Source organism: Vibrio hannami (assembly GCF_029589055.1).
Lineage (GTDB): Bacteria > Pseudomonadota > Gammaproteobacteria > Enterobacterales > Vibrionaceae > Vibrio > Vibrio hannami.
In genome coordinates this window covers 1,915,346-1,933,299 of record NZ_JARQZP010000007.1, presented here as the reverse complement: position 1 = coordinate 1,933,299, position 17,954 = coordinate 1,915,346, and the positions used below count along the sequence as shown (strand labels likewise).

General features: G+C 44.4%; 22 protein-coding genes. 12 read left to right on the top strand and 10 right to left on the bottom strand.

The features are described from left to right. Positions 1 to 26: 26 nt before the first annotated feature. Entirely contained in the window at positions 27 to 788 is a 762-nt protein-coding gene (locus P7F88_RS23395; protein ID WP_277828802.1) for a class I SAM-dependent methyltransferase, read from the top strand. Here the strand turns inward: P7F88_RS23395 and rnhA are convergent. Beyond that, on the bottom strand, positions 785 to 1,252 hold the full coding sequence (rnhA, locus tag P7F88_RS23390; protein ID WP_277828801.1) for a ribonuclease HI: 468 nt from the start codon (positions 1,250 to 1,252) through the stop codon (positions 785 to 787). The genes P7F88_RS23395 and rnhA overlap by 4 nt on opposite strands. A 54-nt stretch (positions 1,253 to 1,306) precedes the next feature. Between rnhA and dnaQ the strand changes: the two genes are divergently transcribed. The 4 genes from dnaQ (at position 1,307) to P7F88_RS23370 (ending at position 4,843) form a co-directional block, all read left to right on the top strand. Further along, positions 1,307 to 2,050: a DNA polymerase III subunit epsilon gene (gene dnaQ / locus P7F88_RS23385; protein ID WP_277828800.1), complete on the top strand. Its 744-nt coding sequence runs from the start codon at positions 1,307 to 1,309 to the stop codon at positions 2,048 to 2,050. Between the two features lie 15 nt (positions 2,051 to 2,065). Next, positions 2,066 to 3,322 (top strand): TIGR03503 family protein, encoded by a 1,257-nt coding sequence (locus P7F88_RS23380; RefSeq protein ID WP_277828798.1) that lies wholly within the window; start codon positions 2,066 to 2,068, stop codon positions 3,320 to 3,322. Positions 3,323 to 3,400: 78 nt separating this feature from the next. After that, positions 3,401 to 3,979, top strand: a complete 579-nt coding sequence (gene lpcA, locus P7F88_RS23375; protein WP_277828796.1) for a D-sedoheptulose 7-phosphate isomerase — start codon at positions 3,401 to 3,403, stop codon at positions 3,977 to 3,979. A gap of 21 nt (positions 3,980 to 4,000) precedes the next feature. Further along, the gene (locus P7F88_RS23370; RefSeq protein ID WP_277828795.1) at positions 4,001 to 4,843 is read left to right on the top strand and encodes a class II glutamine amidotransferase; all 843 of its coding nucleotides are present in this window, start codon (positions 4,001 to 4,003) and stop codon (positions 4,841 to 4,843) included. Positions 4,844 to 4,912: 69 nt separating this feature from the next. Here the strand turns inward: P7F88_RS23370 and purN are convergent, their stop codons facing one another. Together purN and purM are read right to left on the bottom strand one after the other, a co-directional pair. Continuing rightward, entirely contained in the window at positions 4,913 to 5,551 is a 639-nt protein-coding gene (gene purN / locus P7F88_RS23365) for a phosphoribosylglycinamide formyltransferase (protein ID WP_277828793.1), read from the bottom strand. A gap of 19 nt (positions 5,552 to 5,570) precedes the next feature. After that, complete coding sequence (gene purM / locus P7F88_RS23360; RefSeq protein ID WP_277828791.1) at positions 5,571 to 6,611, bottom strand: phosphoribosylformylglycinamidine cyclo-ligase; 1,041 nt, start codon at positions 6,609 to 6,611, stop codon at positions 5,571 to 5,573. A 203-nt stretch (positions 6,612 to 6,814) separates the two neighbouring features. On the opposite strand from purM, the gene upp reads away from it, so the two are divergent. Beyond that, on the top strand, positions 6,815 to 7,441 hold the full coding sequence (gene upp / locus P7F88_RS23355; protein ID WP_277828789.1) for a uracil phosphoribosyltransferase: 627 nt from the start codon (positions 6,815 to 6,817) through the stop codon (positions 7,439 to 7,441). Between the two features lie 338 nt (positions 7,442 to 7,779). Here upp and P7F88_RS23350 read toward each other — a convergent pair whose 3' ends face one another. Next, positions 7,780 to 9,030, bottom strand: coding sequence for a uracil-xanthine permease family protein (locus tag P7F88_RS23350; protein WP_277828787.1), 1,251 nt, complete (start codon positions 9,028 to 9,030; stop codon positions 7,780 to 7,782). A 236-nt stretch (positions 9,031 to 9,266) separates the two neighbouring features. Here P7F88_RS23350 and P7F88_RS23345 point away from each other — a divergent pair, with 236 nt between their 5' ends. Further along, positions 9,267 to 10,133, top strand: a complete 867-nt coding sequence (locus P7F88_RS23345) for a DUF2066 domain-containing protein (RefSeq protein ID WP_277828786.1) — start codon at positions 9,267 to 9,269, stop codon at positions 10,131 to 10,133. Continuing rightward, a complete protein-coding gene (locus P7F88_RS23340) occupies positions 10,118 to 10,510 on the top strand; it encodes a hypothetical protein (RefSeq protein ID WP_277828784.1) in 393 nt (130 codons plus the stop codon). Before P7F88_RS23345 ends, P7F88_RS23340 begins: the two co-directional genes overlap by 16 nt. Positions 10,511 to 10,552: 42 nt before the next feature. Here P7F88_RS23340 and P7F88_RS23335 read toward each other — a convergent pair whose 3' ends face one another. From P7F88_RS23335 to bepA, 3 genes are all read right to left on the bottom strand, one after another. Then, complete coding sequence (locus P7F88_RS23335; RefSeq protein WP_338405576.1) at positions 10,553 to 10,921, bottom strand: DUF2069 domain-containing protein; 369 nt, start codon at positions 10,919 to 10,921, stop codon at positions 10,553 to 10,555. Between the two features lie 81 nt (positions 10,922 to 11,002). Next, positions 11,003 to 11,353, bottom strand: coding sequence for an arsenate reductase (glutaredoxin) (gene arsC / locus P7F88_RS23330; RefSeq protein WP_277828781.1), 351 nt, complete (start codon positions 11,351 to 11,353; stop codon positions 11,003 to 11,005). Positions 11,354 to 11,362: 9 nt separating this feature from the next. Beyond that, positions 11,363 to 12,817: a beta-barrel assembly-enhancing protease gene (gene bepA, locus P7F88_RS23325; RefSeq protein WP_277828779.1), complete on the bottom strand. Its 1,455-nt coding sequence runs from the start codon at positions 12,815 to 12,817 to the stop codon at positions 11,363 to 11,365. Between the two features lie 172 nt (positions 12,818 to 12,989). On the opposite strand from bepA, the gene P7F88_RS23320 reads away from it, so the two are divergent. Together P7F88_RS23320 and P7F88_RS23315 are read left to right on the top strand one after the other, a co-directional pair. Further along, the gene (locus tag P7F88_RS23320; RefSeq protein ID WP_277828777.1) at positions 12,990 to 13,214 is read left to right on the top strand and encodes a sulfurtransferase TusA family protein; all 225 of its coding nucleotides are present in this window, start codon (positions 12,990 to 12,992) and stop codon (positions 13,212 to 13,214) included. 5 nt (positions 13,215 to 13,219) lie between these two features. Beyond that, positions 13,220 to 14,293: an AI-2E family transporter gene (locus P7F88_RS23315; RefSeq protein ID WP_277828775.1), complete on the top strand. Its 1,074-nt coding sequence runs from the start codon at positions 13,220 to 13,222 to the stop codon at positions 14,291 to 14,293. A gap of 115 nt (positions 14,294 to 14,408) precedes the next feature. Here P7F88_RS23315 and bcp read toward each other — a convergent pair whose 3' ends face one another. Together bcp and P7F88_RS23305 are read right to left on the bottom strand one after the other, a co-directional pair. After that, a complete protein-coding gene (bcp, locus tag P7F88_RS23310; protein WP_277828773.1) occupies positions 14,409 to 14,876 on the bottom strand; it encodes a thioredoxin-dependent thiol peroxidase in 468 nt (155 codons plus the stop codon). A gap of 41 nt (positions 14,877 to 14,917) precedes the next feature. Further along, positions 14,918 to 15,460, bottom strand: coding sequence for a glycine cleavage system transcriptional repressor (locus tag P7F88_RS23305; protein ID WP_277828771.1), 543 nt, complete (start codon positions 15,458 to 15,460; stop codon positions 14,918 to 14,920). Between the two features lie 246 nt (positions 15,461 to 15,706). Here P7F88_RS23305 and dapA point away from each other — a divergent pair, with 246 nt between their 5' ends. Together dapA and bamC are read left to right on the top strand one after the other, a co-directional pair. After that, positions 15,707 to 16,585 (top strand): 4-hydroxy-tetrahydrodipicolinate synthase, encoded by an 879-nt coding sequence (dapA, locus tag P7F88_RS23300; RefSeq protein WP_277828769.1) that lies wholly within the window; start codon positions 15,707 to 15,709, stop codon positions 16,583 to 16,585. Positions 16,586 to 16,677: 92 nt separating this feature from the next. Further along, positions 16,678 to 17,706, top strand: coding sequence for an outer membrane protein assembly factor BamC (bamC, locus tag P7F88_RS23295; protein WP_277828767.1), 1,029 nt, complete (start codon positions 16,678 to 16,680; stop codon positions 17,704 to 17,706). 13 nt (positions 17,707 to 17,719) lie between these two features. Here the strand turns inward: bamC and P7F88_RS23290 are convergent, their stop codons facing one another. Further along, the gene (locus P7F88_RS23290; RefSeq protein WP_277828765.1) at positions 17,720 to 17,953 is read right to left on the bottom strand and encodes a DUF2897 family protein; all 234 of its coding nucleotides are present in this window, start codon (positions 17,951 to 17,953) and stop codon (positions 17,720 to 17,722) included. Position 17,954: the final 1 nt, after the last annotated feature.

Here is a 17,954-nt window from a genome sequence, read left to right as displayed (position 1 = left end):
CTCTCCAGCAAATTGTTGAGGTATTAATGAAACCAGCTCGTACGTCACGGAAAATCAAACAGCCTCACTCATGGCAGCAACTAAAAAATGGCAACTGGGTATCTGAGTCGATTCAAACCCGGTTAGATGAGTGGTGTCCGAAGCTATTTGGTTATCACATGCTTAAACTTGGTGGGTTAAGTTGTGAGATTGCCAGTTGTACGTGCAACATTCAACACCAGGTTAGTCTGGATATTGTGAATCCTTTACGAAATATTGTTGCCGATGCTTATTATTTGCCGTTTCTGGAGAAGAGTATTGATGTTGTTCTCCTGGCTCACCAGCTTGATTACTGCAATGACCCTCACCGTTTGCTCAGGGAAGTTGATCGGGTAATGGTGGATGATGGGTATCTTGTTATTACGGGTTTTAATCCCATTAGCTTTACAGGAGTGGCTAGCTTTATGCCGTGGAGGAAGAACAATCTTCCATGGAGTGGAAGAATGTTTACACCAAACAGAATTCGGGACTGGCTTGGTTTACTTAACTACGAAGTCGTACATTGCGACAAGTATGCGGTATTCCCTATGAAACACCCATTCTGGACATGGTTGGAAAATAGCCTTGGAGAGTGGTCCACCTGCTTTGGCAGTTTATATTTTATTGTTGCCAGAAAGAGGACTTATCCGTTGAAACCGATAAAACCACACTGGAAGTTAAAGCGAAAACTATCTACTGTGGGATTGAATTACCGAATCGGTGAGCAAAAGTTCGGGGTAGAGCTACCCCAAGAAATCAATATGCATTAAGCCTGAGCCTCATAGCCCGTATCTTCTTCAGTAGGGGATTCAGCAGCAGCGCGAGCAATTTCGTCACAGATTTCGTTCTCTCTATGACCTGCGTGGCCTTTTACCCACTTCCAGTCAACCTGATGGCGTGCAGTTTCTGCATCTAACTCTTTCCATAGGTCGGCGTTTTTTACAGGTTTTTTATCCGCTGTTTTCCAGCCACGCTTTTTCCAGTTATGAATCCACTGAGTAATACCCTGACGAACATATTGGCTATCTGTGGTAAGAACGACGTGACACGGTTCTTTTAGGGTTCGCAATGCAACGACGGCCGCCATCATCTCCATACGGTTATTTGTTGTTAAGCGAAAACCTTTAGCAATCTGTTTCTCAGTTTGCTTATATCTGAGTACAATGCCATAACCGCCGGGGCCGGGATTTCCCAGGCAAGAACCGTCGGTGAAAACTTCAACCAGTTTTGTCATGATTTGATATCATTTAGTAAAACACAATCAATATAGTCTTACACATATACCAATATGAATACCAGCAGCAATTTACAGCACGATAGAATAGTGGTTCTCGATACCGAAACAACCGGTATGAACAGAGAAGGCGGCCCGCATTATATGGGGCACAGGATCATTGAAATTGGTGCGGTAGAGATAGTTAACCGTAAGCTTACCGGCAGGCACTTTCACTGTTACATAAAGCCAGATAGGGAAATCCAGCCAGACGCAATAGAAGTCCACGGTATAACCGATGAATTTCTTACCGATAAGCCAATATATGCTGATATTCATAAAGAGTTTCTTGAGTTTATCGATGGGGCAGAACTCGTTGCTCACAACGCGCCCTTCGATACCGGCTTTATGGATTACGAGTTTTCAAAGCTGGATCCATCGATTGGTACGACGGATAAGTACTGTAAGGTCACCGATACATTGGCCATGGCGAAGAAAATCTTCCCTGGCAAACGAAACAACCTTGATGTTTTGTGTGACCGGTATGGCATAGATAACTCGCACCGAACCCTCCACGGAGCATTGCTCGATGCCGAGATCCTAGCTGATGTTTATCTGTTGATGACAGGTGGGCAAACATCACTGCAGTTTAACGCGCAATCGCAGTCAGGTGGTGATGCTGGTTCCGAAATGATAAAACGCGCCGTTGCAGGAAGAAAAGCTCTAAAGGTTTTAAGGGCATCTGCCGATGAACTAGAAGAGCATCATAAGCGTTTGGATATTGTAGAAAAAGGCGGAAACTGTCTCTGGAGGCAGTAATCAAGAGGAGCAACTATGTTGAGGATTCTGTGTTTGGTACTTGGCTTACTGGCAAGTGCTTTTTCAATTGCTGAAACAGAAGAATCGACATTTTCGATACTGGATAACCGCTTCAGAGTTGATCCTCGAATCGATCAAATTACATTTATGATTCACCGGGAACAGCTCTCTCGCTCGGTGATTCTCGTCCGCCCGGATGGCGTTAAATATTATGTCTGGCAGTTTCCTGATAATGTGTCCTGGTACTCTGATTCAGATATGGACATCATTTCTGTGACTAACCCTATGCCAGGACCTTGGCAAGCGGTAGGTAAGGTCACTCCGGCCAATAACATCACACTCCTTACAGATGTTTCTTTAGACGTTGATATATTTCCTAAACGACTCTACCAGAACGAAGTCCTGAAATTTACTGCCCGATTATTGCATAACGGAAAGCCTTTACTTCTCCCTGAGTTCCTGAATAAGGTTGCCCTGAAGGTTGAGTTCAGATCTTTTGTCGAAGATGAGGAGCTATTAGCTGAAGAACAGATACCGAGTAAGTTTGTACTCGGCAGGTTTTTAGATAACGGAGAAGGATTAGACGAAGTCTCTGGTGATGGTGTGTTCACAGTTGATCTTCCGGTGACAGTAGAACCAGGTAAATATCGCGCCAGAATTTCTACTGAAAACGGCGTGTTCCTAAGGGTCGAAGAGCAGGATGTCCTGGTTTATCCCTCACCGGTTGCAGTTAACTTCCTTCAATCTCGCGAAGACGAGAAAGGTCATAATATGATCGTTACCGGCGAGCAAGGTATGGTGGTGCCTGGGTCTCTTGCCGTGAACATAGAGCAAACCACGCCAGATGAACGCCAGATTCTTACACAAAGCACCGTAGCGGAAGATAGCCTGATTACAGAGTTCTTCCTTCCCAATGATCCAACACCAGGCAAGCACACATGGAAGGGAACAGTTTATGCGACTGAAGGAGCATTTCAGCGTGAGTTAATGATTAATATTCCAGAGTCTGGCTTTAGCGTTATGGCTCAGGTGGATGTTGAAAAAACCACAGAAGAGTTTCTTAAGCTACAGGAAGAGAAGAAAAAACAGCTTGAGATCGAAAGAATTCAGCGCGACCGTGAAGAAGTTCGCACGGACAGTTTGCTGCTGATTTTGATTGGTAATCTGGTGGTGATCTTATTAGGGCTGGTTATCTGGTTTATTGTAAGCAAATTGCGCTATCGCAGAGCTATTCAGCCAGAAATGCAATTAAATGTTCCTCCTAAACCTTAAAGAATATTATCGACACCATTTAAGGTTTGTAGTTAAACTCAATGTTATATGCCTAACTAATATAAGAAGAGATAATTCATGTACCAGGATTTGATTAAAGCTGAGCTTAACGAAGCTGCTGAAGTTCTAAATAAGTTTCTAAGTGACGATCACAATATCCAGCAAATCGAAGCTGCGGCAAAAATGATTGCTGATTCATTCAAGCAAGGGGGAAAAGTACTCTCTTGTGGTAACGGTGGGTCGCACTGTGACGCAATGCATTTCGCAGAAGAACTAACAGGTCGCTACCGCGAGAACCGCCCGGGTTACCCAGGTATTGCGATTTCTGATCCTAGCCACCTGTCTTGTGTAAGCAATGATTTCGGCTATGACTATGTATTCTCCCGTTATGTTGAGGCTGTAGGCGCTAAAGGTGATGTGCTTTGGGGCATTTCAACTTCAGGCAACTCCGGTAACGTACTTAAAGCGATTGATGCCGCTAAAGAAAAAGGGATGAAGACCATTGCCCTTACTGGTAAAGATGGTGGCCAGATGGCTGGTTGTGCGGATATTGAAATCCGTGTACCACACTTTGGTTATGCTGACCGTATCCAGGAAGTTCATATCAAAATCATCCATATTGTTATTCAGCTAATCGAAAAAGAGATGGCTGCATAAGTCTCAGGAGCAAAGCAAGAAATGTGTGAATTACTCGGTATGAGCGCAAATGTGCCGACCGATATCTGTTTTAGCTTCTCTGGACTGATGCAGCGAGGGGGCAACACCGGCCCCCATCGCGATGGCTGGGGGATCACTTTTTATGAAGGTAAAGGGTTCAGAACCTTTAAAGATCCAAATCCAAGTTACAGTTCTAAAATTGCAGAGCTGGTGACTGACTATCCGATAAAAAGTTGTGCGGTTGTTAGCCATATCAGGCAGGCTAACCGTGGTGGTGTTAGTCTCGAAAACACCCACCCTTTTACCAGGGAGCTATGGGGACGTTACTGGACTTTCGCTCATAACGGACAATTAACCGGGTACGATAGCCTTGCAACAGGCCGCTTTCGCCCTGTGGGTGATACGGATAGTGAAGTTTCATTCTGTTGGTTGCTAAACCAGCTAGAAGAGCGATATCCACAGCCGCCGGAAGATATGACGGAGATGTTCAAGTTTGTCGCTGAGTGTTGTGAGCAGTTAAAGCAGCTCGGTGTCTTCAATATGCTCTTGAGTGATGGTGAGTATGTGATGACATTTTGCACCAATCACCTCTACTGGATAACCCGTCGGGCTCCATTTGGAAAAGCGACACTTCTGGATGAAGATATGACAGTGAACTTTCAGGAAGAGACGACACCAAATGATGTAGTAACGGTAGTAGCTACTCAGCCGTTGACCGGAAACGAAACCTGGCAGAGAATGAAGCCGGGAGAGTTTAACCTGTTTCATTTTGGTGAGTTACAAGCTAGCAATGTTGAGGCGTTACACGACATTCCATTTGCTGCTCCCAAACCTGGGAATCAGGCACCGACCGAGCCATTGTAATCGGGACATAAACACAAAAAAGCTGAGAATTAACTCAGCTTTTTTAAATCTACTTTTTGGTGGTACTGGTCAGTCAGTAGCGTAACCTTGCGGACCTAAAATAGCCCCATCTAGTACGGCATTGCCGTTTTCCATTACCAGACGATCCTGAAGGAACCAGTTAATCGTCAGAGGATATATTCGATATTCCTGACTCTGCACACGATCATTCAGAGCCTCAGCATCATCATCTTCATAAACCGGCACCTGAGCCTGAAGGATAACAGGGCCGCCGTCCAGTTCCTCGGTTACAAAATGCACCGAGGTGCCATGCACTTCATCGCCGGCATCGATTGCTCTTTGATGAGTGTTCAGGCCTGAGTATTTAGGTAACAGAGAAGGGTGGATATTAACCATGCGACCAAGATAGTGGCTCACAAACTCACTGCTCAGAATTCGCATATATCCGGCAAGAACAACGATATCAGGTTGATAATTATCTATTTGTTCCATCAGAGCACGATCAAAATCTTCTCTGGAATCGAAATCCTTCGGTTCCAGAGAGTGCGCATCAATATCTTGTGCTCTTGCTCTTTCAAGCCCGTAAGCATCGGCTTTATTGGAAAATACTGCCGACACCTGTCCATTTTTTATAGTGTTCCCGCAGGCATCCATAATTGCCTGCAGGTTGCTTCCATTCCCGGAGATAAGAACAACAATCTTTTTCATAGATAATTGGATCTCTTAATTAAAGGATCTCTACCTGCTCTTCGCCGTCTTTTGCATCTGCAATTTCGCCGATAACCCAGGCATTTTCGCCTCCAGCTTTCAGTAGTTCTACTGCTGCATCAGCCTGATCTTTTGGCAGAGCAACGATAAGGCCTACACCACAGTTAAAGGTACGGTACATTTCGAAGGTCTCAACGTTACCTTTTTCCTGAAGCCAGTTGAAGATTGCAGGCCATTCCCAGCTCTTACCATCGACTACTGCTTTAGTGCCTTCAGGAAGAACGCGAGGAATATTTTCCCAGAAGCCGCCACCAGTGATATGAGAAATCGCGTGAATATCGTGCTCAGCAATCATCTTCAGTGCAGATTTGATATAAATCTTAGTTGGCTCAAGAAGCTGTTCGCCAATAGTACGGCCATTTAGTTCTTCAGTCAGATCGGCACCAGATACTTCGATAATTTTGCGAACCAGAGAGTATCCGTTTGAGTGTGGACCACTAGAACCAACGGCGATTAGCGCATCGCCTGCCTGAACTTTAGTACCATCGATTACGTCTGCCTTTTCGACTACACCAACACAGAAGCCAGCAACATCGTAGTCTTCGCCTTCATACATTCCAGGCATTTCAGCAGTTTCACCACCGATTAGCGCACATCCAGCCTGAACACAGCCTTCGCCGATACCTGCAACAACGTCTGCCGCTGTATCTACGTCTAGTTTGCCCGTTGCATAGTAGTCGAGGAAAAATAGTGGCTCTGCACCCTGAACAATCAAATCGTTCACACACATAGCAACCAGGTCGATACCGATTGTATCGTGCTTTTTCATATCCAATGCAAGGCGAAGTTTTGTACCTACGCCATCAGTACCTGAAACAAGTACTGGCTCTTTATACTTCGTAGGAAGTTCACAAAGTGCGCCAAAGCCACCAATACCGCCCATTACTTCAGGACGGCGAGTGCGTTTTACAACACCTTTGATTCTGTCTACCAGAGCGTTACCTGCATCAATGTCTACGCCAGCGTCTTTATAGCTAAGAGAAGTGTTATTACCACTCACGGGAAGTCCTCGTCATAAAATTTTGGATTTGAAAATCGGCGCAATTCTAACCGAGATAAACCAAAAAGGAAAACGTTTGCGTAAGAAAATTGTTTTGCTTACTTTACAGGCGTTCAAACCAATTAATCGTTTGCGAAACTCGCATCTTGATATTGCTTGGGGTTATAATTATGCGGTTTAAATTCAATTCGCCGGAGAGAAAGATGAAAGTTGTTGAAGTGATGCATCCACTAGTTAAACACAAAGTAGGTTTAATGCGTGAGGGAGACATTAGCACAAAGCGCTTTCGTGAGTTAGCAACAGAAGTAGGTAGCCTTCTGACTTACGAAGCAACAGCAGACTTTGAAACCGAGAAAGTGACTATCACTGGCTGGAACGGCCCTGTAGAAGTGGATCAGATCAAGGGTAAAAAAGTAACAGTAGTGCCAATCCTTCGAGCTGGTCTGGGCATGATGGATGGTGTTCTGGAACACATTCCAAGTGCACGTATCAGTGTTGTTGGTGTATACCGTGATGAAGAAACGCTAGAGCCAGTGCCATACTTCAACAAGCTAGCGTCAAACATCGATGAGCGTATCGCACTTGTTGTTGACCCAATGCTAGCAACTGGTGGCTCAATGATCGCAACCATCGACCTTCTTAAAGAGAAAGGCTGTCAGCACATCAAAGTACTTGTACTTGTTTCGGCTCCAGAAGGTATCGAAGCTCTTGAAAAAGCACACCCGGATGTTGAGCTATACACAGCGGCAATCGATGAGAAGCTGAATGATAAGGGTTATATCGTTCCTGGTCTTGGGGATGCAGGTGATAAGATCTTCGGCACCAAATAAATAATTGGAATTTACGTCGTCATATTGCGTGATTTCTACGTCTTACCCTCGTTCCAATGCTCTGCGTTGGAATGCATACCGGACTTTAAAGTTACGTATGAATTGCTGGAATTAGGCGTTAACGTTGATTGATATATGCATTACCACGCTGGAGCGTGGTAACGAGAAAAACCAAATAAAAAGAAGGGCTTGTTCTGCTGAACAAGCCCTTCTTTTTCTGTACGTTGCTAGTTAGGCAGGTATCGATAAGTAGACCCTCTTTACCATGGATGGTAAAGCGGAGCCCCAGGGATGGGTTCATGCGTGTCTACGTTCGATTCTTGCCTGACTTACCTAATTTAAGCGTTCTCTTCGTCGATTTGTGCGTTATCAACTACCTGTGATTCGCCAAGATCGTGTGGAAGAACCAGGTTTAGTACGATAGCGACGATACCACATAGACTTACGCCCTGTAGGCTGAACTCGCCGATACCAAATGCCATGCCGCCGATACCGAATACCAGAGTAACCGCAACGATTGCCAGGTTACGAGCCTTGTGCAGGTCGACGTTGTTCTTAATTAGCGTGTTAAGACCAACAGTAGCGATTGAACCGAACAGCAGGATCATGATACCGCCCATCACTGGTACAGGGATAGTTTGCAGGATAGCGCCTAGCTTACCAACAAGTGCCAGTACAATTGCAGTTACCGCTGCCCAGGTCATGATAACCGGGTTAAATGCCTTAGTTAGCATTACAGCACCAGTTACCTCACTATAAGTAGTATTTGGTGGAGCACCGACCATTGACGCCGCCATAGTTGCAACCCCGTCACCAGCAATAGTGCGGTGAAGTCCTGGCTTTTTAAGATAGTCTTTACCCGTTACCTGAGAAATAGCCAGCATATCACCAACGTGCTCAACTGCCGGAGCAATAGCAACCGGAATCATAAATAGGATTGCGTTGATGTTAAATTCAGGCATTGTGAAGTTTGGCATTGCCAGCCAGGCCGCTTGTGCTACCGGAGTAAAGTCAACAATACCCATAAACAGGCTCATGGTGTAGCCAACCAGAATACCACCCACAATAGGAAGCAGTTTCAGGAAGCCTTTAGCAAATACGCTGATTCCGATTGTAGTTAGCAGAGAAGCGCAAGAAATCCAAAGTGCTAAATCACCGTCTACAAGCTGAACTGCGCCGTCGCCAGTTTTACCCAACGCCATATTAACCGCAACTGGTGCAAGCCCAAGACCAATTACGATAATGACCGGACCAACAACTACTGGTGGAAGTAGTTTATGAATAATGGCAACGCCTTTTGCGCGGATAACAGCACCGAGCAATACATACACAGCACCAGCTGCCATTAGGCCACCCATAGTTCCGGCGATACCCCAGGTTTGTACTCCGTACATAATAGGTGCAATAAATGCGAAAGAAGAGGCAAGAAAGATAGGAACCGAGCGGCGGGTAATAAGTTGGAATAAAAGTGTGCCCACACCAGCACCGAAAAGGGCTACGTTTGGATCCAGCCCTGTAAGCAGTGGAACCAGAACCAGGGCACCAAATGCCACAAACAGCATCTGTGCGCCTTGAATTATGTTAGTCATGATCGTCTTCCCGTTAGCAATAAAACAAAATTCGCGGGATTCTATCACCTGGCAATCGTTTGCTTTAGTGTCTAGATCAAAATTTTTGTGATGAATATAAAAATTTTATAATGCCATTTTATGTTAGTGGAAGGTTAAACTTATTTAAAATCTGTCTGCTAGTCAGGGTATTATCTTGCTCACTTATCGAGAGTTGCTTATCATCGTATCAGTTTAACTATCTGTATTGAGGCAATATGCGCATTTTTACTTTATTAATGCTGGCTGTTTTAGTGTTCCCTGCACAAGCGACAACGAAAGTCGATGTATTTAGTGCAGAGGTGTTGCTGGATCTTGAAGATGCTGACGCAGAGCAGAAAGCTCGATCTGAAGGATTAGAGCAGGTGATCATCAAAGTTTCAGGAGACAAAAACGCTGCGAAAAATGAAGTGGTTCAAAAAGCGATAAAACGTAATGCAGCGAGTTATTTGTCTCAAATAGGTTATGGTGATCAGGCCGGCAACCAAACCTTGAAGATGGTGTTCAACCCGCCACAGATTCAATCTCTTCTTACCCAGGCTCAACTTCCGTTCTGGTCTGATGAACGGCCGAGTATTGTTGTTTGGGTTGTAGAGGAAGGGCGCTATGGTCGAGATATTCTTTGGGAAAACTCCAATAGTCCGTTTGTGAATCAACTTCGTTATTTTTCTTCACTGAGAGGTTTACCTATTTTAGTACCTGTCGGTGATTTTGAAGATGTCACAGCCATTTCTCCAACAGATATCTGGGGAGGATTCCTTGACCCATTGAGCGTTGCAAGTACACGTTATCCAGTTGACGCGGTGTTAGTACTGAGAGTACAAAACCTTGGCAGCCGTGACAATATTCGCTGGACCCTCTATGACTCAAAGCCTGACAAGCTGGCAGTATCAACCGCTCAGCCATTAATCGGTACAGAATCCGGGCAATCGGCGCAAGCGTTAGAAGCTGTTGTAGATCAGGTGACCAATTACTTTGCTCAGAAGAATGCAATTAACGGCTCAGGAGAATCATCTGGCGCAATTCCGGTAGAATTTTCTGGCATTCGTGATGCAAACACCTTTTCACTATGGAGAAAAAGTTAAAACAACTTCGCTCTGTTGCAGCCGTTTATGTAGAAGAAGTGACAGGAGATACTATTCGCTTTGAGGTTCACCTGCTTTCCAGTGAGCTTGATTTTGAGAATGAAGTGCTTCAGGCGTTCCCGGTTAATAAGCCAGAGTATGTAGAAGATGCGCCTGAGCTGGAAGTTAATAACTCAGATGTTATTATTCAGGAGACTGAGAGCATCGAAGCTAATCAGAACCAGGTACAAGTTCCGGTAAAAGAGAACATTGCAGCTGAGGTCATAGATGAATCAGTGGCTCCAAGCGAGGAGGCTTCTCCTGAGGCAATGGAAACCGAAGATGCGAATGAGGCACCAGAGCCTGAAAGAGTATTGAGATTTGAGTGGATTAACTAGAATAGAATGAAATCAAAAAAGAAGAGCCGCGTGGCTCTTCTTTTACTTCTGGTTAAACTTACTTTTTTCCTGCTTTTCTACTTCAGAAAGTTTTGGCAATTTCAGCCCCAGTTCGCGCCCTTTAAATTTCGCGTAAAGGATATTGCCAATAAACGCAGCAAAAGTAAGTACTAACTCTATTACGGCTAGCCACCTTTCCCCCTGATCCACATAGATAATGGTCAAAGAGTGCAGGAAATACAACATTAGTACAAAATTAGCCCACGCGTGGGTATACGGTTTGCCGGCTAATATTCCTCTCAGAGGTAGTAGCAACGGAATACACCAGCCGATCGCAGCCGTTAGCGGGTTAATATGTGGGTGTGGTGATAGGTAAGCTTGCCACAATATTACCCAGCTCAGCAGCGACAAATAGCCTGCCAAAGCAAAATAGCGGTATTGCTGGGTACGAGAGGACTCTTCTCTATGTCAGACATTCAGCCTCCTGAACGATTAAATAATTTCCAGAACCTGCTCGGGTGGGCGACCATGTCTTGCTGTGCCATTTGCAATCACAATAGGCCTTTCAATCAGCTTAGGATTTTCGCTCATTGCCGCGAAAAGTTGATCATCACTTAGCTCTGGATTTCCCAGCTCCAGCTCTTTGTAAATCGCCTCTTTTGTGCGCATCATTGCTCTTACTTCTGATAGGCCAAGTTGGCTATAAAGTGTTTTCAGTGTTTCAACGGAAGGAACCTCTTCCAGATATTTAATAACTTCAGGTGTGACACCGTTCTCTTCCAGCAAAGCAAGGGTTTGACGGCTTTTAGAGCATCTTGGGTTGTGATAAATCACGACTGACATACTTTTCTCCTATTGTAATGACATGAAACGATCTCGCTCAACAATCAGTTGATCAATGCGAGCATCGTATCTGGCCTGTTTTAAGCTTCCCAGCTCGGCAATTTGGCTTGCCTGAGTATAATTTTGTAGTGCTTTCTGCCAGTTGGCACGAAGGGCAAATATTTCCCCTCTGGCTGCAAGCTCTTCGTCGGTAATTGCAAGGTCAGCATTTGCATCAGCCAGCAATTGCCATCCATTTGTGTCATTTGGACGTTCGTGAGTGTACTTTTGCAATACCGTTATCGCTTTCTCTGCCTGATCACTTTCCAGCAGTACATTGGCGTAGTTTAGCGTAAGCACCGGGTTGTTTGGCTTTTTAGTTAATGCGTTTTCCAGCATTTTTACTGCAGTCTCTGGTTGTTTTTTATAAATATAGAGATCGCTAAGTGCATCAAGATAAAACTCATTAAGAGCGTCTTGTTTCAGCAGTTCGGTTAATAGAGGTTCAGCTTTATCTAATTGCTTGTCATCCATATAAATAAGTGCTTTACCATATTTATAAGTTGGTTCTAAAACCGGGTTGTTCTTTTTTAACCTTCTGTCAAACCAATCATGAGCCGATTCCGACTTAATACCAGCGTATCTTGCAATTATGCGAGCTTTTGCAAGATGATATTCGATAGATGGACCGAGTCTTATCGGTGGATAATTTTGTGCCCTTGCTCTTGAATCGGTAATACGATCTTCAGGTAATGGGTGAGTTAATAGCATTGGCGGTGGTGTGCTTGCGTAGCGGTACTCATCCGCGAGGCGTCCAAAGAAGGTCGGCATTGCTCTAACATCAAAACCGGCTTTGGCCATGGTACTTAGTCCAAAGCGGTCAGCCTCTTTTTCATTGCTGCGAGTATAGTTGATACTGCTTTGCATTTGCCCTGCGGTTGTAGCGGTTATGGCTGCAATACCTGCTTGGGGGGCGGCAATTGCCAACAGCAAAGAGCCGGCTAATGCTGCCATTGTCGCCGGAGAACGGCGAGCCTGTTCTTCCATACTGCGGGCGAGATGGCGTTGTGTTACGTGAGCGATTTCGTGCGCCATAACCGATGCTAGTTCACTTTCGGTTTTTGCGTGGAGAAACAATCCAGAATGCAGAGCGACATATCCGCCAAAGAATGCATAGGCGTTAATGTTTCTGTCGCGGATCATAAAGAAGTTAAACGGTGTCTTTACATCAGATGCATTGACCACAAGTTTGTGACCCAGATTGCTAATGTACTGGTTGATCACGGGATCGTTAATAACGGGCTGACCCGCGCGGATCATGCGCATGTAAGCATCACCATAAATCTGCTCTTGATCTATTGTCAGAGTGCCAGCAGCTGCAGTGCCTATATCCGGAAGGTTCAGAGTATTCGCATGCGAAAGTGAAGGGGCAGCCACAGACATAGCTATACATAATGCAAGGGTTGCGCGAGCTTTTTTATACATAGGGGCCGATAACTCCGGGCGATACATTCGATGGTTATACAGTTATGACTTTGATTATTAGCCATTGTTCTATATATCTATAATATTTTTTTCGCTTCCCTGCGGGAATTTTCCCCCACAAGTGTAAAAAACCTATAAAATAACACCTCTATAATAAGCAACGGGCAGAAGAATGGAACCATATATTCTTGATTTACGTGAAGAACGCTGTCCGATGGCATTGTTAAAAGCAAAACGTTATAGCAAAAGTGTTGGTAAGAGCGAGTTCATTATTCATGCTGTCGATAGAAGCTCTATAAAAGATATGATTCGATACTTTGACAACCATAATTTTTTTGTGCAAGTTGATGAAAAGCTAAATCACTCAACTTTAACAATTATCAAGAAAGAGAATTAAGCTCGATGTTAGAGATGCTGAATCGCTGGTATAAGCGACGTTTTTCAGACCCGCATGCTGTCAGTCTGGTTATGATCCTGTTGTTTGGGTTTATAACGATTTATTTCTTCGGACACCTTCTGGCTCCTTTACTGGTAGCTATTGTGCTTGCCTATCTTCTTGAGTGGCCGGTAACGAAACTGGAGAAGCTTAACGTACCTAGAAGTATAGGAGTTATTGTTGTTCTCATTGTGTTTATCGGAGTCATGCTTGTCGCTTTCTTCGGGTTGGTCCCGACCATTTGGCAACAGGTAGGTAATCTGGTTAATGATATTCCTAACATGTATAGCCGACTGCAGGAATTTATCGTTGTTTTACCAGAGAAATATCCGGAACTAGTGAATATCGATCTGGTGGAGTCTGTCGCCACGAATGCTCGCAACCAGGTGCTGGCACTCGGCGAGACAGTAGTAAAGGGCTCTTTGGCCTCTCTGGTTAGCCTGGCAACTGTAGTAGTTTATCTAATACTTGTGCCATTACTGGTGTTCTTCCTGCTTAAAGACAAGGAAGAGATGCTTGGAATGCTTAGCAGTTTCCTTCCTCAGAACAGAAAACTGGCAACGCGAGTGTGGAAGGAGATGAACCAGCAAATTTCTAACTATATCCGCGGTAAGGTGCTGGAAATCCTGATTGTCGGTGGTGTTAGTTATATTACTTTTGCATTGCTGGATCTGCGGTATTCCGTTCTTCTTGGGGTGGCTGTAGGTCTGTCGGTACTAATTCCATATATCGGTGCTGCTGCAGTCACTGTACCAGTGGCTATAGTGGGCTTATTCCAGTGGGGTGTAACACCACAGTTTTACTGGCTAATTGCTGCTTATGGGGTTATTCAGGCTCTTGATGGGAACGTCCTAGTGCCAGTGTTATTCTCTGAGGCAGTAAACTTACACCCGGTTATGATCATTGTGTCTGTATTGGTATTTGGTGGGCTGTGGGGATTTTGGGGAGTGTTCTTCGCGATACCGCTGGCGACTCTGGTTAAAGCTGTCTGGAATGCGATTAAGAATCAGGATATTGAAGGCATAGCTCCGAGCTCCTAGTTACTTTAGATGCATAGCTACTTTCGGAATATAGCTACCAGCTAAATAAAAAAGTCCCCATGAGTTGAGCTCCTGGGGACTTTTTTGATTTATTGCAGCATGTGCTGTTGAGACATTATTTATTGTTTAGATAGTCCAGAACCACTTCGTGGTGCGTTTTAGTCTTAAACTTATTAAACACTTTCTCAATGACACCTTCTTCATTTATCAGGAAGCTAATGCGGTGTAGACCGTCATAGACTTTACCCATGAATTTTTTTTCGCCCCATACGCCAAACTTTTCGGCGACAGAGTGATCTTCATCAGATAATAGTGTGAAGTTCAGTTCGTCACGCTCAATGAATTTTCCAAGACGTTTTACTGGGTCGATGCTGACACCAAAAACCACAACGTTGTGTTCATCCAGCTCCGCTTTTATGTCTCTTAGGCCCTGAGCCTGAACAGTACACCCTGGTGTCATCGCTTTTGGATAAAAATAGAAAAGAACTTTTTTACCTAGGTAATCGGATAGTGAAACGGTATTACCATCTTGATCCAGAAGAGCGACTTCTGGTGCTGGTGTACCTTCTGTTAATGTGTTCATGTTGTTTTTATTTCCTTTTGAATGCCAGTTTTATGTTCTGACTATGCACTGGTGCTGATAAAATTGAGTGAACCAGTTACCCCAAGTTTGTCGCAGAGCTGATTAAACTCTTCCTGAAGTTGCATAAGGTTGCAATCTGCATCGACTTTAGCGGTCATTGATATCTGGAACTGGTCGCATTCTAGATGTAGCTTTTCTTTTTCTATAGTCTTAGCGCTTAATGACTCTAAGCCTATGTATCTGTCTGCAAAGAACTGAGTAAATTGCTCAGTTAAACCGGGCTTGTCTTCCGATTCGACAAAGACTTCCACCGTATATGGGCTATCTACCTCATCATGGGGAGAGGTACGTTTCATAATCGTAATAAGATCATGTTCCTGGCCTAAAAGTGGCAGAGATGTTTCTACGCGGGTGATACTGTTGTTGCTTCCGCTTAAAAGCATTATCAGCGTAAACTCGTTGCCAAATAGCGCTATTCGGCTGTCTATTATGTTACAGCCATGATGGCTAACCAAATGAACAACCTTGTTCACTATTCCAGGGCGATCGGTTCCTACCGCAGTTATCACAAGATGTTGAGACATAATCATTCTTACTGATGAGCATTCCTTGCATACTAGCACAGTTATTTGTGCTCAAGTAACCTATTCTGTTGATTCCATATGGCTTGAGAGCGGATGGTTACTCCCTATTTTCTGGTTTGATATCAGACGTAGTTGAGCAAAGATCAATTTATCATTATTTTGTCGTGCACTAAGCCTTATATTCCCTTGTGTTTACGGAGTTTCATGCATTACTATGCAGTGAAGCGAAAAAATACGGAGATAGACATGTTTTCAGGAAGTATAGTTGCATTGGTAACCCCATTTGGCAGTGATGGCGAAGTAGATTTTGATAGCCTTAAAAAGCTGGTGGATTTCCATGTAGAAGCCGGTACTGACGGTATTGTAGCTGTAGGCACAACAGGGGAGTCCGCGACCCTGACAGTAGAAGAGCATGTCAAAGTAGTAAATAAGGTTGTTGAATTTGCAGCAGGCCGTGTTCCTGTAATCGCAGGTACAGGCGCGAATGCGACCCATGAAGCAGTAACATTTAGTAAGCTTCTTAACGACTCGGGTATTGATGGTATTCTGAGTGTAACACCTTATTACAACAAGCCAACTCAGGAAGGCTTGTACCAGCATTACAAAGCAGTTGCTGAAGCAAGTGAAGTGCCTGTGGTTTTGTATAATGTTCCGGGAAGAACTGCAGTAGACATGCTTCCAGAAACGGTTGCACGACTAGCGAAGCTAGATAAAATCGTTGCGCTGAAAGATGCAACAGGCGATCTTGAAAGAGTTGCAATTCATCGTGAACTTTGTGGCGAAGATTTCGTCTTACTAAGTGGTGACGATGCAACTGGACTTGAGTTTGTTCGTCTTGGTGGTCAGGGTGTTATTTCTGTGACCAACAATGTAGCAGTAGCTGACATGGCTAAAATGATGAAGCTGGCGCTGAGTGGTGAGTTCGAAGAAGCTGCGCAGATTGATGCGCGTTTGCAGACTCTGCATAAGAACCTCTTTGTCGAATCTAGCCCTATCCCGGTTAAGTGGGCTGTACATAAGCTTGACCTAATTGAGGACGGACACTTGCGTTTGCCTTTGACAGAACTGTCAGATGGTGCAAAACCAGTGGTTGAAAAGGCACTTAAAGATGCAGGGCTTTTATAACTGAGATTAGCGTTTCGTTATAGCGTCAGCTTTCATAGATATAATGTCGAGGCTAGCATATAAATGGCCTCGATTTTTTGTTAGGAGTACCGATGAAGTTTTCTCATCAGCTAGTGGTTAGCTCACTGGCTGTTCTCGTATTAAGTGCATGTTCAGGCAGTCCTCAAGAGAGACGCCAGGCTAAAGATGATTTTGATTATCTGGACGCCAATCCTTTAGATACCTGGGTGATGCCCGAAGGTGCAGAGCCACAGTATTACCCGAACTATGAAATCCCTAACGGTGATTTTAAGGGAGCGATTGGGCGAGAGGTGGATATCAGGCCGCCACAACAAATACTGGAGCTGATTCCCGGAGCCAGAACGGAGCTTGTTGATGGTGAAGTAACCATGTGGCTGATACGTGAAGGCGAAGTCGATAAGATTTGGCAAACTGCTCAGGATATGACTCAGGAGCGCGGAATCGGGATAAGAGAAAGCAGCGATAATCACATTGAGACTGAGTGGGTATCTTGGAACTCTGAAGATGAAGAATATTTAATTGAAGCTCGTTACGCTATCGATCGATTTAAAGCCAATAATCGTTATGGGTTTAAGATATCTCTGATTGAGTGGCGTGAAGACGGTAAATTGCAAGAGGTGAGTGCGACTAACCTGGAGCGCTATAACGTGTTTATGACCAACCTTGTGACGTCTAAATACGATCAGGTACTGAGGGAAGAGGCTCTGGCGAAAGCTCAAGAGTTGGTTAAAAGTATCCCTATATCTATGGGTACAGACAGGAGTGGTTTGCCAGTTATCATCGCACGAGCGCAATACAATGTGTTCTGGGAAAATGCGGTTGATGTCTTGCCAGCAATTGGCTTCCAGCTTGAAGAACGCAACCGTTCTCAGGGGCTTATTAAAGCGAAATATTATGCCCCAGATGATAAGTTTTGGGAGTCGATCGGCCATAAACCAATTAGCTTAGATGAGAAGAACACTTACAGCTTCTCATTAGGTGATCTGGGTAACCGAACTTCTATTTCGATTTCAGACTCTTCTGGTAAACCTGTTACCGAAGAAGTACTTCAGACCATCGCTCCTGTAATTGCTGCGGTGATAGAGCAGCAAAATCAATAGCTTGTCTTAATTGTCAAAAAAAGGATGCATTACGCATCCTTTTTTTCTCTTCACTCTGATGCTTATCTGGATGAGCTGCCCGATCAAGTTCATTTAATCTGTCTAGGTCGCTTTTTTCTTTTCTTCCATTGTCAGCATTCATTGGCCCGAATTTCATCTTTGCAGTGTACTTCAGGGCAGCAATGTTCCCTATAATTACTGCGAGGACGATAATTGTGATGACCCATGGATTTAATAAGAACTCCATA